General features: G+C 49.8%; 15 protein-coding genes. 8 read left to right on the top strand and 7 right to left on the bottom strand.

Annotated features, from left to right (window positions below; all coding sequences use genetic code 11):
* Positions 1 to 164: 164 nt before the first annotated feature.
* The 6 genes from htpG to E2566_RS05975 all read right to left on the bottom strand — a co-directional run bounded on the left by htpG (position 165) and on the right by E2566_RS05975 (position 6,512).
* Positions 165 to 2,048: a molecular chaperone HtpG gene (gene htpG / locus E2566_RS06000; protein ID WP_205942455.1), complete on the bottom strand. Its 1,884-nt coding sequence runs from the start codon at positions 2,046 to 2,048 to the stop codon at positions 165 to 167.
* Between the two features lie 174 nt (positions 2,049 to 2,222).
* The gene (gene recR, locus E2566_RS05995; RefSeq protein WP_014914551.1) at positions 2,223 to 2,828 is read right to left on the bottom strand and encodes a recombination mediator RecR; all 606 of its coding nucleotides are present in this window, start codon (positions 2,826 to 2,828) and stop codon (positions 2,223 to 2,225) included.
* Positions 2,828 to 3,157: a YbaB/EbfC family nucleoid-associated protein gene (locus tag E2566_RS05990; RefSeq protein WP_010286242.1), complete on the bottom strand. Its 330-nt coding sequence runs from the start codon at positions 3,155 to 3,157 to the stop codon at positions 2,828 to 2,830. The genes recR and E2566_RS05990 overlap by 1 nt, the downstream gene beginning before the upstream one ends.
* 40 nt (positions 3,158 to 3,197) lie before the next feature.
* The gene (gene dnaX / locus E2566_RS05985) at positions 3,198 to 5,270 is read right to left on the bottom strand and encodes a DNA polymerase III subunit gamma/tau (RefSeq protein WP_107168387.1); all 2,073 of its coding nucleotides are present in this window, start codon (positions 5,268 to 5,270) and stop codon (positions 3,198 to 3,200) included.
* A 74-nt stretch (positions 5,271 to 5,344) separates the two neighbouring features.
* The gene (apt, locus tag E2566_RS05980) at positions 5,345 to 5,899 is read right to left on the bottom strand and encodes an adenine phosphoribosyltransferase (RefSeq protein WP_107168399.1); all 555 of its coding nucleotides are present in this window, start codon (positions 5,897 to 5,899) and stop codon (positions 5,345 to 5,347) included.
* Between the two features lie 217 nt (positions 5,900 to 6,116).
* Positions 6,117 to 6,512 carry a DUF454 family protein gene (locus tag E2566_RS05975; RefSeq protein ID WP_107168388.1) on the bottom strand — a complete coding sequence of 132 codons (396 nt, stop codon included), beginning with the start codon at positions 6,510 to 6,512 and terminating at the stop codon, positions 6,117 to 6,119.
* A gap of 175 nt (positions 6,513 to 6,687) precedes the next feature.
* Here E2566_RS05975 and priC point away from each other — a divergent pair, with 175 nt between their 5' ends.
* Both priC and rsmS read left to right on the top strand, forming a co-directional pair.
* Positions 6,688 to 7,227, top strand: coding sequence for a primosomal replication protein PriC (gene priC, locus E2566_RS05970; RefSeq protein WP_107168389.1), 540 nt, complete (start codon positions 6,688 to 6,690; stop codon positions 7,225 to 7,227).
* A gap of 28 nt (positions 7,228 to 7,255) precedes the next feature.
* A complete protein-coding gene (rsmS, locus tag E2566_RS05965) occupies positions 7,256 to 7,435 on the top strand; it encodes a pleiotropic regulatory protein RsmS (RefSeq protein ID WP_107168390.1) in 180 nt (59 codons plus the stop codon).
* A 34-nt stretch (positions 7,436 to 7,469) separates the two neighbouring features.
* Here rsmS and acrR read toward each other — a convergent pair whose 3' ends face one another.
* Positions 7,470 to 8,111, bottom strand: a complete 642-nt coding sequence (gene acrR, locus E2566_RS05960; protein ID WP_107168400.1) for a multidrug efflux transporter transcriptional repressor AcrR — start codon at positions 8,109 to 8,111, stop codon at positions 7,470 to 7,472.
* A gap of 165 nt (positions 8,112 to 8,276) precedes the next feature.
* Here acrR and E2566_RS05955 point away from each other — a divergent pair, with 165 nt between their 5' ends.
* From E2566_RS05955 to E2566_RS05930, 6 genes are all read left to right on the top strand, one after another.
* A complete protein-coding gene (locus tag E2566_RS05955; protein ID WP_107168391.1) occupies positions 8,277 to 9,470 on the top strand; it encodes an efflux RND transporter periplasmic adaptor subunit in 1,194 nt (397 codons plus the stop codon).
* A 28-nt stretch (positions 9,471 to 9,498) separates the two neighbouring features.
* Complete coding sequence (locus E2566_RS05950; RefSeq protein ID WP_107168392.1) at positions 9,499 to 12,627, top strand: efflux RND transporter permease subunit; 3,129 nt, start codon at positions 9,499 to 9,501, stop codon at positions 12,625 to 12,627.
* 229 nt (positions 12,628 to 12,856) lie between these two features.
* On the top strand, positions 12,857 to 13,105 hold the full coding sequence (locus E2566_RS05945; protein ID WP_107168401.1) for a type B 50S ribosomal protein L31: 249 nt from the start codon (positions 12,857 to 12,859) through the stop codon (positions 13,103 to 13,105).
* Between the two features lie 17 nt (positions 13,106 to 13,122).
* Positions 13,123 to 13,266 (top strand): type B 50S ribosomal protein L36, encoded by a 144-nt coding sequence (ykgO, locus tag E2566_RS05940; RefSeq protein WP_005976091.1) that lies wholly within the window; start codon positions 13,123 to 13,125, stop codon positions 13,264 to 13,266.
* A 596-nt stretch (positions 13,267 to 13,862) separates the two neighbouring features.
* Positions 13,863 to 14,231: an Hha toxicity modulator TomB gene (gene tomB, locus E2566_RS05935; RefSeq protein WP_005976089.1), complete on the top strand. Its 369-nt coding sequence runs from the start codon at positions 13,863 to 13,865 to the stop codon at positions 14,229 to 14,231.
* Between the two features lie 53 nt (positions 14,232 to 14,284).
* Positions 14,285 to 14,488 carry an HHA domain-containing protein gene (locus E2566_RS05930; RefSeq protein WP_005976087.1) on the top strand — a complete coding sequence of 68 codons (204 nt, stop codon included), beginning with the start codon at positions 14,285 to 14,287 and terminating at the stop codon, positions 14,486 to 14,488.
* Positions 14,489 to 14,709 lie beyond the last annotated feature (221 nt).

Below are 14,709 nucleotides of genomic sequence, written 5' to 3'. Positions count from 1 at the left end.
CAGCAATGTATAGGCAGATGAAAAAAAGCCAGATACCTAAAAATACGGTTTGCCGCCTGCCCAATGTTGCCATTTAGTGTAGACGAATAAACCCTCGTCAGAGGAAGGAAGCGTAAAAGTCGGGGAAGATCCCGGTTGGCACCGGGATCTGAAGGACATCACTATCAGGCACTTAACAGCTGATTCATACGGCGGATGAACAGATTCGGATCGTCCAACGTGCCACGTTCGGCCAGCAACGCCTGATCAAGCAGCAGCTCAACCCACTCGCCAAATTCAGCTTCATCAGAAACGTCGGCTGCACGTTTAATTAACGCATGCTCCGGGTTCAGTTCAAAGATGTACTTCACTTCCGGTGCCTGTTGACCAGCGGCGGCGAACAGTTTTGCCATCTGTGTGCTCATCTCGTCCGCATCAGTCACGACAATCGCAGGCGTGTCGGTCAAACGGTAGGTGAAACGCACATCTTTAACGCGCTCGCCCAGCAGGGTTTTCACACGCTCAACAAACGGCTCCAGCGCTTTTTGTGCTTCTTTCTGCGCATCGTTTTCTTCATCAGCCAGTTTATCCAGCGCATCATCCGCCTTGCTGACAGACTGGAAGGATTTACCGTCAAACTCGGTCAGGTAGCTCATCATCCACTCGTCAATACGCTCGGACAACAGCAATACCTCAATACCTTTCTTACGGAACAGCTCCAGATGTGGGCTGCTCTTCGCCGCAGCATAGCTGTCTGCGGTGATGTAGTAGATCTTGTCCTGACCTTCTACCATTCGACTGACGTAATCTTCCAGCGATACCGTCTGCGCAGAACTGTCAGATTGCGTGGTAGCAAAACGCAGTAATTTCGCGATCGCTTCACGGTTACTGCCGTCTTCCGCCGGGCCTTCTTTCAGCACCAGACCAAACTGTTGCCAGAACGCCTGGTATTTTTCCGCGTCGTCTTTCGCCAGTTTATCCAGCATTTGCAGCACGCGTTTAGTCAGTGCATTACGCAGGTTCTGCGTCACACGGCTGTCCTGCAAAATCTCACGGGAAACGTTCAACGGCAGATCGTTGGAATCAATCAGGCCGCGCACAAAACGCAGGTAATTCGGCATGAACTGTTCGGCATCATCCATAATAAAGACGCGCTGAACGTACAATTTCAGACCGTGTTTATGATCGCGATTCCACATATCCCACGGTGCACGCGCAGGGATGTAAAGCAGGCTGGTATATTCCTGCTTACCTTCCACACGATTGTGGCTCCAGCTCAGCGGATCGGTAAAGTCATGGGAGATGTGCTTATAAAATTCGTTGTACTCATCATCGCTGACTTCAGATTTACTGCGCGTCCACAAAGCTTGTGCCTTGTTAATCTTTTCCCAGCTAACGGTGGACTCACCGCCTTCTTCTTCACTTTCTGTCCGGGATTCGATTTCTACCGGCAGCGCGATATGGTCGGAATATTTACTGATGACAGAACGCACACGCCAATCATCCAGAAACTCGTCTTCACCTTCGCGCAGGTGCAGCGTGATTTCCGTACCGCGATCGTCTTTGGTGATGTCGGCAATAGTGTAATCGCCTTCACCGGCAGATTCCCAATACACGCCCTGATCGGCATTCGCGCCCGCAGCACGGGTACGCACGGTCACTTTATCCGCAACAATGAACGCGGAGTAAAAGCCCACACCGAACTGACCAATAAGTTGGCTATCTTTAACCTGCTCAGAACCCATGGATTCCAGAAAGGCCTTGGTGCCAGACTTCGCAATCGTACCAAGGTTATCAATCACCTCATCACGGCTCATGCCGATACCGTTGTCAGAAATCGTCAGGGTTCGTTTTTCTTTATCGGTAGACACTCGCACGCGCAAATCGCCATCGCCTGCGTACAGTTCAGGGGTAGACAGCGCGCGAAAGCGCAATTTGTCCGCCGCATCGGAGGAGTTGGAGATCAATTCACGCAGAAAAATTTCTTTGTTGGAATAAAGCGAATGGATCATCAAATGCAGGAGTTGCTTAACTTCGGACTGGAACCCGCGAGTTTCTTGGCCTTTCATACTCATTGTTGCTTACCTCAATCCTAATATTATTCAGGCTGATTAAACTGACGATAAGTACCAGATGGGGATAAATCAGGATGATTTCAAGGGGTAAATTTCAGCGGTTCAAGAAAATGGTGGGAGAAGAAAAGAAGACGCGGCTGTCAGAGAATGACGCTGACAGCCGACAGATTAAAACCGGAAAGGCTGACGACCTGCGAGCGAATGAGAAAGCGTTGTGCCATCGACCATTTCCAGCTCACCGCCAACGGGAACACCGTGTGCAATGCGGCTGGCCATCACACCATGTTGCGCGCAGAGTTCAGCGATATAGTTCGCCGTAGCATCACCTTCTACCGTCGGGTTGGTAGCCAGAATAACTTCGCTGATCGATTCCACTTGCAGGCGCTCTTCCAACCGCCCCAAACCGATATCATCTGGGCCGATGCCATCCAGCGGCGACAAATGTCCCATCAGCACAAAGTAACGGCCAGCAAACTGCCCCGTCTGTTCAATCGCATGAATATCAGCCGGGCTTTCTACCACGCAAATCTGCCCATTTTGCTGGCGGCGCGGGTTCGAGCAAATCGCACAAACGTCCTGCTCGGTGAATGTCCGACAATCGCTACAGTGGCCGATTTCGGACATCGCCCGCGTCAACGCCTGCGCCAGACGCATACCACCGCTGCGGTTACGTTGCAGTAGTTGAAACGCCATGCGCTGCGCCGATTTGGGTCCAACGCCCGGCAGGCAGCGCAGCGCTTCCATCAATGATTCAAGAAGCGGACTGGTCTGCATTAGAACGGCATCTTGAAGCCCGGCGGCAATTGCATACCGCTGGAAACCGCTGCCATCTTCTCTTTCTGCGTTTCAGCGATGCGACGCGCAGCATCGTTGAACGCCGCAGCGATCAGATCTTCCAGCATCTCTTTGTCGTCTTCCATCAGACTTGGATCGATTTCAACGCGACGGCAGTTATGCGCACCGTTAATTGTGATTTTCACCAGACCGGCACCTGATTCACCCGTGACTTCCAGATTCGCCACCTCTTCCTGCATCTGCTGCATTTTTTCCTGCATCTGCTGGGCTTGCTTCATCAGGTTGCCAATTCCACCTTTACCAAACATAGTTTTCTCTCTATCACGTCGGGCTGCGCACTCGCAGCGGTTAAACAGGGCGGATACTTTCTTCGTCCAGTTCCGCATCAAAGAAACGCCGCAGCGTTTGAATCGTCGTATCGGCCAGGATCGACTGACGCGCCTGCGCCAGCTTCTCTTCATAGATAGCCTGACGCCACTCCAGCGGCGTCCGCACCGCCGGGTTGTCGTCTTCAGTAATCAGTAATTCTACAGGATGCCCGTAGTGGGCCGTCAATGCATCTATCAGCGTCTTTTGCGCCGCAGGCGAATTCAGATGCCGCTGGGATGAACGCAGATGAAGATGGACTTTACCTGCTTCCTCACTCTCTTTAAACGCATTAAGCGCCAGCTGTTGTACCAGCTTTGGCAACGTCAGGCGATGGATTTCCGCCGCCCAGGCATCCCGCTCCAGCGACTCTTCCGCCAGCCGTGCCGCCAGCTCCGGCGTCTTTTCGTGCTCTAAGGCCGAACGCAGTGCCTTTGGCGTCGCCACATCGGCCTTCACCTCATCAACCTTGTTTTGCGCCCGCCAACGATACGCTTCCGGTTTTTTGGGTTCGGAAGGCGAGGTTTTCGCGTTTTGCCGTTGAATGCTACGCTCAGTTACCGAAGCCAATCGCTCCAGCGCTGAAGTTGCCGGCCGCGTGTTGTCAGACGCTGCCGGTTCAGCCTTTTTTGGTGGCGTACTCCCCTGCTTTCTCAGTAGCTGGCTGCGAGCCTGTAGCAGTTGAGACGTCGCATCAGGCAGTTCGCTCTCACCATGCTGCTCCGCGGCGCTGGCCGAAGCCGTCAGTTCCCCTAACGGCGGTGCATACGCGGAGACATCCATCGGCAGTTCGGGAGAATAAGACGACGGTAGCACGTCGTTATGAGATTCAGCGTGTTGCGACACTGGCACACGAACCGTCGCCGATGCTGTAGCTACGGGCTGTTGCACAGGAGGCTGAATAGAAGGCACTCGCGTAGCCTGAACTGGCGCGACGCTTATTGGTGCAACAGGTTCGGCAATTATCTGACTGGGATGAAACGCCAACGCTCTCAGCAACGTCATTTCCACGCCCATCCGGCGATCGGGCGCAAAAGGCAGTTCTTTGCGGCCAATGAGTATCGTCTGATAGTAAAGCTGCACGTCCGCAGGCGGTAGCGCACGGGCCAACTCTCGCATACGCGCTTCAACAGCAGCGTAATCATCGCCCAGCGCTGCTGGCAGCAGTTGAACCATCGCAATACGGTGTAACAGCGTCTGGGTTTCCACCAGCAGCGATTCCCAGTCCACACCGCGTGCCGCAACCTGATCTAACAGCGACATCACCTGTGCGCCATCGCCTTTCGCCAGCGCTTCGATAAGCGCTAGCGGTTGCTCGTCGTCCAACGTACCGAGCATTTGGCTGACGGAAACGGTCGTGACCTGCCCCTGCCCCATGGCAATCGCCTGATCGGTCAAACTCAGAGCATCACGCAAGCTACCATCGGCAGCGCGCGCCAAGAGTTGCAGTGCTCGTGGTTCACTGACCAGATTTTCCGCCTGTAATACCAGTTCCAAATGCGCGCGAATCTGTTCGACATCCAGCGCTTTGAGGTGAAATTGCAGGCAGCGCGACAAAATGGTCACCGGCAGTTTCTGCGGATCGGTGGTCGCTAGCAAAAATTTGACGTGTGGAGGGGGTTCCTCCAACGTTTTCAGCAGTGCATTAAAGCTGTGACGAGATAGCATGTGTACTTCGTCAATCAGGTACACCTTGAATCGCCCACGCGCTGGGGCATATTGCACGTTATCCAGCAGATCGCGTGTATCTTCTACTTTTGTGCGAGACGCGGCATCGATTTCGATTAGATCGACAAAACGACCCTGTTCGATTTCTCGGCAGTTATCACACCGGCCGCACGGCGTTGCCGTCACGCCCTGTTCGCAATTCAGCCCTTTTGCCAGCAAACGGGCAATTGTCGTCTTCCCAACACCACGAGTGCCAGAAAACAAATAAGCGTGATGGATTCTGCCTAGAGAAAGGCCGTTAGCCAACGCGGTCAGGACATGTTCCTGACCGACAACATGGGTAAAGGTTTGAGGACGCCACTTACGGGCAAGAACCTGATAGCTCATCAATACCGCAACAGTCGAGTTATTGAGGCGATCATGCTAACACAGCCACGCCGCTATCGGCGAGACTGTTATGATTAATGTCCGGGGAAGTCAACCAGGCTATAGCAGGTTACGCCCATCTCGGTCAGACGTTGCTCACCACCCAGATCGAACAAGTTAATGATAAAAGCGGCATCATTCACCGTGCCACCCAGACGACGGATCAATTTCACCGTGGCTTCGAGCGTTCCCCCCGTTGCCAGCAGATCGTCGATCACCAGCACATTATCCCCTGCGGAGATCGCATCTGCATGAATTTCCAGCGTATCTGAACCGTACTCCAGCTCATAGCTTTCACCGATCGTCGGGCGTGGCAGTTTGCCCGGTTTGCGCACGGGAACAAAACCCACGCCCAGCGCCAGAGCAACCGGTGCGCCAAACAGAAAACCACGCGCTTCCGTACCGACAACCTTCGTCACACCGGTGTTGCGGTAATGGTTCGCCAGCATCTCAATACTGGCCGCATAGGCTACGGGATCTTCCAGCAGGCTGGTGACATCACGGAACAGTATGCCCGGCTTTGGATAGTCGGGGATGCTTTTGATACTGTTTTTAATTAATTCTGCCTGCTGCTGCGCTGTTACGGTCATCATAGTTGTGCCTGATAAAACGTTCTAAACATACAAATGCCGGTCGCCACAAGGCTTTCACCATCGCATGATGTGATGAATAAGCATTATGACAAAGAGGAGAATGGCGACCCGCGCACGAAAACGCTCAAATCTAGTCAAAGTGGCGGACAAATGCAACTATCCGCACTCTGGGTGGGTATTTTTTGTATTCTTGTCACAGAGACCGCCGCTTACGCTATCTTTTCGGATTCACGCCTTGCATTTGTTGTTCTGGATCAACCACAGGTAAACGAAGCATGAAGGTCAACAACATTGCCAAAATCACCAACAGCAAAATCCTGACCCAAACCAGTTTAACCAGCCAGAGCGAAAGCGCGAACGTTAACAGAATCATGGTGACAGCCTTCCATTTTGCTCCCGGCGGCAATGCCCGATGTTGTTGCCAATGGCGCAGATAGCTGCCAAACCAGGAACGGTACAGTAGCCAGTCATGGAAACGCGGGGACGAACGGGCAAAGCACCAGGCCGCCAGTAACAAGAAAGGCGTGGTCGGTAATAAAGGCAACACGACACCCAACGTTGCCAGCACAACAGAAACCCACCCCAGTATAATCAGCAACACGCGATACATATTCACCTTTACGCTTTGTCTGCTACAACTAACATCACACTTTATCACCACCTTGCCCGATGGATTAGTTAAGATATCCTCATGCAGGCCACAAAGCGTCGTATAACTTACCATGCTGACATATCACGCCTGAGTAAGCTGGCTGAATTATTGACCTTAATCGTAAGGGAAAAAAGTGAACACGCATCAATTGCTGCAGGCGCTTGAGCAACAAATTAATTCGCTGTCGAAAGAGCTAGAACCGCTGGCGGATAAAGCGGTGCCGCAATCACGCTTTGATCGTCAACTCTTTAGCAGTTACGGCACCCGACTGCGTGATTATCGCGCCGAGGTTGAACAAAATCTGCACACAATAAAACAGCTGGTCGCAGAGCAGCGCACCGATCGCGTAGCATTTCTGGCTGAAAAGCTGGTCAGCCAGATAGCCGCCTTGCAGCGTGAGCTGGCGACGCAGTCACTACGCAGACAGGAGCAACGCACTACGCCACAGCCAGATGAAGATGTGTATCACAAGCTAGCGGAACATCAGGACTATGAACGCCGTTTGCTTTCCATGATTCAGGATAGAGAAAGTCTGCTCATCACCCAAACGCTTTTCAGCGAGCAACAGCGGCTGCAAAAAGAGTTGGCAGCGCTGGAAGGACGACTTGCACGCTGCCGCCAAGCGTTGGCACGATTAGAACGTCAGATCGAACGCCGGGAGCAAGGCTTATAGCGTCGCAGAGAAAAAGAGGAATTGATTCATGTCACTTGAAAATGCCCCACCCGACGTCAAGCTGGCGGTCGATTTGATTATGCTGCTGGAAGAAAACCAGATCGAACCGCGTATCGCACTGGCTGCGCTGGAGATTGTGCGTGCCGATTTTGAGAAAAAATGCCAGCAAGAAGAAAACAGTGTGAAATCTTCTGCCCAAAAAGAATAATTCCGGTGCTTAATGGTAAAATTTGTAAGCCAGGTTAAGCCGCAGGTTTACGTAGCGCTGGGCTAAAATGCAGCATATCGATAAACGCATCCACCAGCGCCGGGGCTTCCTGATCGAGATCGAAACTTTCCGGCATAAATAGCCAGTTTTCCATCACACCGGAAAAATAGGCACGCAGCGCAATCGCAGCACGGCGGGGATAAATGTCCATCGGCAACATGCCCAGACGGATGCACTCAATCAGATTTTCTTCAATATCAACATAGCAGGAAAGATAGAGCTCTTTGCGCGCATTATACGATTGCAACATTTCACCGACAAACTCACATTTGTGAAATGCGATTTCCATAATCGAGCGCCAGTGCGTATCGCTAACGGTTAAACGCAGCATATAAATCAATAATTCACGCATCACGCAGAGTGGATTATCAGGGAATTTTGTCTGATACTCTATTTTAAACTCATCTATTTTTGACTCAGCCAACGCCCAGATTCCGTCAAAAATTTCGGCTTTGTTTTTAAAATGCCAATAAATAGCACCGCGGGTCACACCAGCAGCAGTCGCAATGTCGGACAATGAAGTCGCAGACACACCATGCTCAGAGAACACTCTTAACGCGGTATCCAGTATCTGTTGTCGGGTTTCCTGAGCCTGTTTTTTGGTTTTTCGTGCCATGATAATTTGGTTTTTCGTGCCATAACGCTGTATTTGAAGGAAAGTGAGATTTACATACATTCAAGTATGTATGTAACATAGCATGAACATAAGACTATAGCAGCAATGGGTTTTTGGGCTTGTGATCCATTGGTCAATTTCAAATCGGACACTTGAGGTTTATCTATGAACAAAAACAGAAGGCTAACGCCTCTGGCGGCAGTTCTGATGCTTTCTGGCGGCTTAATGCTCGCAGGATGTGATAGCGGCAATAATCAGCAAGGTGGCGCGCAGCAGCAGATGCCTGAAGTGGGTATTGTCACGTTAAAAACGGAAGCACTGAATGTCATGACCGAGCTGCCGGGCCGCACAAGTGCTTACCGCATTGCTGAGGTTCGCCCACAGGTTGGCGGAATTATCCTAAAACGTAATTTTGTTGAAGGGTCTGACGTTAAAGCGGGTGCATCGCTGTATCAGATCGATCCTGCGACCTATCAGGCAAATTACAACAGCGCCAAAGGTTCACTCGCTCAGGCTCAGGCTCAGGCAGAAATTGCCCGTCTGACGGTTAATCGCTATAAGCCACTGCTGGGCACCAACTACGTCAGCAAGCAGGATTACGATCAGGCTGTCGCCACGTCCCGTCAGGCTGATGCTGCCGTTCTGGCTGCCAAAGCAGCAGTGGATACCGCGCAAATCAATCTGGCTTACACCAAAGTTAATTCGCCGATCGAAGGCCGTGTAGGAAGATCAACGGTAACAGAAGGGGCATTAGTAGGAACCGGGCAAACGGCAGCATTAACGACCGTGCAACAGCTTGATCCGATCTATGTTGATGTCACCCAATCCAGTAATGATTTCTTGCAACTGAAAAAAGAACTGGAAAACGGCACGCTGAAGCAGAATCAAGGTAAAGCGAATGTGCGTCTGCTGTTGGAAAACGGTACTGAATATGCAGAGGCGGGTACATTGGAATTTTCTGATGTTACGGTAGATGAAACCACAGGTTCCATCACGCTGCGTGCCATTTTCCCGAACCCACAGCATAACCTGCTGCCCGGCATGTTTGTGCGTGCTCGCCTCGATTCCGGCGTTAATCCGACCGCCTTATTAGTACCACAGCAAGGCGTCACCCGCGACCCACGTGGTCAGGCTACTGCGATGGTGGTGGGAGAAGGCGATAAAGTGGAACCTCGCACGCTTAAAACCAGTAAAGCAGTTGGTGACAAATGGTTGGTTACCGAAGGCTTGAAAGCGGGCGATCGCGTTATTGTCACCGGTCTGCAAAAAATCAGACCCGGTGCACAGGTGAAAACTCAAGAAGTCGCTCCAGAAAATCAGCAGGCGCCGCAAGCGTCAGCAGAACCCGCGAAGTCTTAAGACGTTCTAACAGGAGCCGGTATAATTCATGGCTAAGTTTTTTATAGATCGACCCATTTTTGCATGGGTACTCGCCATCATGGTGATGCTGACGGGGTTGCTGGCAATTGTTAAATTACCTATTGCCCAGTATCCGACGATCGCACCGCCCGCGATTGACGTAACAGCAACTTATCCAGGGGCCGATGCATCAACGCTGCAAGATTCCGTTACACAGGTTATCGAACAGAATATGAACGGTATCGACAACCTGATGTATATGTCATCAAGCAGTGACTCTTCCGGTACAGTCCAGATTACGCTGACCTTTGAGGCAGGTACCGATCCAGATATCGCGCAGGTTCAGGTGCAGAACAAACTGCAACTGGCCATGCCGCTATTACCGCAGGAAGTACAGCAGCAAGGGGTTAACGTTCAGAAATCAAGTAGTAGCTTCCTCATGGTTGCCGCCTTCATCAGTGAAGACGGTAAAATGTCGCAGGAAGATATCGCTGACTACGTGGCCGCTAACGTTAAAGACCCTATCAGTCGTACATCCGGCGTAGGCGACGCGCAGCTATTTGGTTCCCAGTACGCTATGCGTATCTGGCTAGATCCGAACAAGCTGAATAACTATCAGTTAACCGCAGGTGATGTCAGCGCAGCAATCCGAGTTCAAAACAACCAGATCGCCGCAGGGCAATTAGGGGGAGCGCCACCTGTTCCGGGCCAGCAGTTGAATGCCTCGATCATTGCTCAGACTCGCCTGAATTCAGCAGAAGAATTTTCTAAAATACTGCTGAAAGTTAACGCTGATGGTTCTCAGGTTCGCCTTAAAGACGTTGCACGCGTTGAGCTGGGTGCTGAAGGCTACGACGTTATCGCACGTTTCAATGGTAAACCCGCTGCCGGTATTGGTATCAAGTTGGCAACAGGCGCGAACGCGCTGGATACGGCAACGGCAGTAAAAGAGGCACTAACCAAAGCGGAAGAGTTCTTCCCCACAGGTTTGAAAGTCGTTTACCCGTACGATACAACGCCCTTCGTTAAGATCTCCATCAACGAAGTAGTGAAAACGCTGGTGGAAGCTATCGTACTGGTCTTCCTGGTGATGTACCTGTTCTTGCAGAACTTCCGTGCCACGCTGATCCCAACAATCGCAGTACCAGTCGTTTTGCTGGGGACATTTGCTATCCTCTCCGCGTTTGGCTATTCCATAAACACCTTGACGATGTTCGCGATGGTTCTCGCTATCGGGCTTCTGGTGGATGACGCCATCGTCGTCGTGGAAAACGTGGAACGTGTCATGGCAGAAGAAGGTCTGCCGCCTAAAGAAGCAACCAAACGATCCATGGAGCAAATCCAAGGGGCGTTGGTCGGCATTGCGCTGGTATTGTCCGCTGTATTCGTCCCGATGGCGTTTACCGGTGGCTCCACAGGGGCAATCTATCGCCAGTTCTCCATCACAATCGTTTCTGCGATGGTGCTGTCAGTTCTGGTTGCGTTGATTTTGACACCAGCTCTTTGTGCGACCCTGCTAAAACCGATCGCCAAAGGCGATCACAGTGAGAAAACCGGCTTCTTCGGCTGGTTCAACAGAGTGTTTGAGAAGAGCACGCATCACTACACCGACAGCGTTGCTAATATTCTGCGTAGTACCGGTCGTTATCTGGTTATCTATCTGTTGATTGTTGTGGGTCTGGCACTCTTGTTCTTACGTTTGCCTACGTCCTTCCTGCCAGATGAAGACCAAGGGGTTCTTCTGAACATTGTTCAGTTGCCTTCAGGTGCGACGCAGGAAAACACCCAAAAAATCATGGACAGAATGACGCAATATTATCTCGAAAATGAGAAAAATAACGTCAAGTCTGTGTTTACGGTCACAGGTTTCGGGTTCTCTGGTCGTGGGCAGAATGCCGGTCTGGCTTTCGCCAGTCTGAATGACTGGAGTGAACGAAGCGGCGCAGAAAATAAAGTTATGGCGATTGCAGGCCGAGCAAACGCAGCCTTTAGCCAGTATAAAGAAGCTATGGTTTTCGCAGTCAACCTTCCTGCGATTATCGAACTGGGTACCGCAACAGGTTTCGACTTCCAGTTAATTGACCAAGCCAACCTTGGGCACGCAAAACTGACGGAAGCACGTAACCAACTGCTAGGTATGGCGGCACAACGCCCTGATACGCTGATACAAGTTCGTCCTAACGGGATGGAAGATACACCGCAGTTCCGTCTCGATATCGATCAGGAAAAAGCACAGGCGCTTGGCGTGTCGCTGTCGGATATCAGTTCAACATTGGCAACCACGCTGGGTGGTTCTTATGTAAATGACTTTATCGATCGCGGTCGCGTGAAGAAAGTGTACGTTCAGGCCGATGCGCCTTTCCGTATGCTGCCAGATGACATCAAAAACTGGTACATCCGCGGTAACAATGGACAAATGGTGCCGTTCTCTGCCTTCACGCAGAGCCACTGGGAATACGGTTCACCGCGTCTGGAACGTTATAACGGCCAGCCATCGATGCAAATCCAAGGTCAAGCCGCGCCAGGTAAGAGTACCGGTGAGGCTATGGCATTGATGGAAAGTTTCGTGGCACAGTTACCGCAAGGTATCGGCTACGAATGGACGGGGATGTCTTATCAGGAACGGTTGTCTGGTAACCAGGCACCTGCAATCTATGCCATTTCATTGATTGTCGTGTTCCTGTGTCTGGCTGCGCTTTATGAAAGCTGGTCAATACCGTTCTCCGTCATGCTGGTTGTTCCATTGGGGATCGTTGGTGCATTGATTGCGGCAAATATGACAGGTCTTGAAAACGACGTTTACTTTAAGGTGGGCCTGCTGACAACCATAGGGCTATCCGCGAAGAACGCCATATTGATCGTCGAATTTGCTAAAGATCTGATGGAAAAAGAAGGGAAAGGACTGATAGAGGCAACGCTGGATGCGATTCGTATGCGTTTGCGCCCAATCCTGATGACATCGCTGGCCTTTATCCTCGGCGTAATGCCTCTGGTAATCAGTAGCGGTGCAGGCTCCGGTGCACAAAATGCCGTCGGTACTGGCGTAATGGGCGGGATGATTACAGCAACCGTGCTGGCCATCTTCTTCGTCCCTGTGTTCTTTGTTGTGGTTCGTCGTCGCTTCAGTAAGAAAGCAGACGATACAGCAGCCCACTAATACTTCGTAACACCCCATATCTACTCTAAAAGGCCGCCTAGCGGCCTTTTTTATCTCTTCTGCCCTATACCCGACTAATCCAAGCTAAACGGCACACTGTGCTTTTTCATCTTATTCGTATCTACAATGATTTAGATAATGCTGCCGCCTCACTGCAACATAATGGTTGATCATGATGATAAAAAAGCGCAACATACAGATATGTTATAACATAACAATAGAGGCAATAATGAAGGCAGGAATTCACCCTGACTATCGTACAGTGGTATTTCACGATACCAGCGCGGATGTCTATTACAGGACAGGGTCAACCATTAAAACCGATCGGACAATCGAGCTTGAGGGCGTCAACTACCCTTACATAACCATTGATGTTTCTTCGGCGTCGCATCCCTATTACACCGGGAAGCAAAAAGAATATTCCAAAGAAGGCAGCACGGCGCGCTTCCAGCAGCGCTTTGGGAACTTCTTCAAGTAATCAGAGAGGGTTATTAAATGCAGGTGCTTAGTTCGCTGCGTTCAGCAAAAAATCGTCACAAAGATTGTATTGTGGTCCGCCGTCGCGGGCGAGTTTACGTTATATGTAAATCCAACCCGCGCTTCAAGGCCGTGCAGGGCGGAAAAAAGAAAAAAGGTTAATCTTTCTCTACCACATCCCGATACAGTCTATGCTATGACGTGAGTAAGGCTGTACGGGATGTGTTTTCGTTAAAAAACTTATTAAACAATAAGATAACAATAATCACGATACCGTACTACCAAACAATCTCTTCGCATTTCTTCTACCCTTTCTCATATTTTCAGATAGAAACAATTAAATAAGCTGCCGATGAGTTTATTCTATGCTCATTGTTACAAAAAAATCTGAGGATTAATCAAAATAAATAGCGGTGAAAACCTTACCTATTATCCGCGAATTTCACGAACGCTTTTGCTATAGTCATATATAGAATGACCTAATCGTAACCAACATGGTATAGCTATACTTAAGGTTAAGTCATGATAGGTTGGTATTTACGCCAGCCCTATTTCACGACATAGTAATATGTGAGAGGTTCGAAAATCGCCGTTGTCTCATTCAATGTTGAACGAATCACAATGGCTAAACGCATTGTCTGTAACAACATCAATACGAAACAATGCTAACGTCTTTATCTTGCAGGCTTCATCAGTCTACCTGTTTACCAGGTGTTAACCGCAGTAACACTGAATAACGGCTTAACGGAGGGATTGATATGGATGAGTACACACCAAAACATTATGATATTGCCCAACTCAGATTCTTATGTGAGAATCTGTGTGATGAAAGCATAGCAACGTTAGGCGATAGCAGTCATGGCTGGGTCAATGATCCAACCTCTGCGATCAATCTCCAATTAAATGAGCTTATTGAGCATATCGCTACGTTTATTCTCACATTTAAAATAAAATACCCTAACGAAAGTGAGCTTTCAGAGCAGGTAGAAAAGTATTTAGATGATACTTACGTCTTGTTTAGCAACTATGGTATTAATGATGCTGAACTACGACGCTGGCAGAAGTCTAAAGCAAAATTATTCGGAATGTTCTCAGGGGAGAACGTCTGTACGCCTGCTAAAACTTAAGCAATAATTTATTTATATTTTTTAACCACCAGGTACTGTTTGCATAGGCCATTATGAAAAAAATCGATTATTTGATGCGTTTGCGTAAATGCACAACCATAGACACTCTCGAACGCGTTATTGAAAAAAACAAGTATGAACTCTCCAATGATGAGCTGGAGATGTTCTTTTCTGCAGCCGATCATCGTCTGGCAGAGCTGACGATGAACAAACTCTACGACAAAGTTCCTACCGCAGTATGGCGATACGTCCGTTAATTTCTAACGGCGTGCATACAAAAACTGACATTAAATACACTGTGCCGATAATATTATCGGCCTTTGTTTTTATTATCTTTTTAATACATTAATTAAACAAGACTTGTAACAAATTGTATTTTCCACATAAAAAATGAAATACTATTTCACCCCATTTATTTCCCTACCGTTTATCATTTATACCCTAAATAATTCGAACTTCAGGACCAAACGAACTCATT

This window comes from Pectobacterium punjabense (genome assembly GCF_012427845.1).
In the GTDB taxonomy this organism is placed as follows: Bacteria; Pseudomonadota; Gammaproteobacteria; order Enterobacterales; family Enterobacteriaceae; genus Pectobacterium; species Pectobacterium punjabense.
Note: the sequence above shows the minus strand (reverse complement) of the source record. Positions and strands in the feature narration are given on the sequence as shown.

Coding starts and splice junctions, on each gene's coding strand:
- htpG (WP_205942455.1), bottom strand. CDS start 2,048: ATGAAAGGCCAAGAAACTCGCGGGTTCCAGTCCGAAGTTAAGCAACTC.
- recR (WP_014914551.1), bottom strand. CDS start 2,828: ATGCAGACCAGTCCGCTTCTTGAATCATTGATGGAAGCGCTGCGCTGC.
- E2566_RS05990 (WP_010286242.1), bottom strand. CDS start 3,157: ATGTTTGGTAAAGGTGGAATTGGCAACCTGATGAAGCAAGCCCAGCAG.
- dnaX (WP_107168387.1), bottom strand. CDS start 5,270: ATGAGCTATCAGGTTCTTGCCCGTAAGTGGCGTCCTCAAACCTTTACC.
- apt (WP_107168399.1), bottom strand. CDS start 5,899: ATGACCGTAACAGCGCAGCAGCAGGCAGAATTAATTAAAAACAGTATC.
- E2566_RS05975 (WP_107168388.1), bottom strand. CDS start 6,512: ATGTATCGCGTGTTGCTGATTATACTGGGGTGGGTTTCTGTTGTGCTG.
- rsmS (WP_107168390.1), top strand. CDS start 7,256: ATGTCACTTGAAAATGCCCCACCCGACGTCAAGCTGGCGGTCGATTTG.
- acrR (WP_107168400.1), bottom strand. CDS start 8,111: ATGGCACGAAAAACCAAAAAACAGGCTCAGGAAACCCGACAACAGATA.
- E2566_RS05955 (WP_107168391.1), top strand. CDS start 8,277: ATGAACAAAAACAGAAGGCTAACGCCTCTGGCGGCAGTTCTGATGCTT.
- E2566_RS05950 (WP_107168392.1), top strand. CDS start 9,499: ATGGCTAAGTTTTTTATAGATCGACCCATTTTTGCATGGGTACTCGCC.
- E2566_RS05945 (WP_107168401.1), top strand. CDS start 12,857: ATGAAGGCAGGAATTCACCCTGACTATCGTACAGTGGTATTTCACGAT.
- ykgO (WP_005976091.1), top strand. CDS start 13,123: ATGCAGGTGCTTAGTTCGCTGCGTTCAGCAAAAAATCGTCACAAAGAT.
- tomB (WP_005976089.1), top strand. CDS start 13,863: ATGGATGAGTACACACCAAAACATTATGATATTGCCCAACTCAGATTC.
- E2566_RS05930 (WP_005976087.1), top strand. CDS start 14,285: ATGAAAAAAATCGATTATTTGATGCGTTTGCGTAAATGCACAACCATA.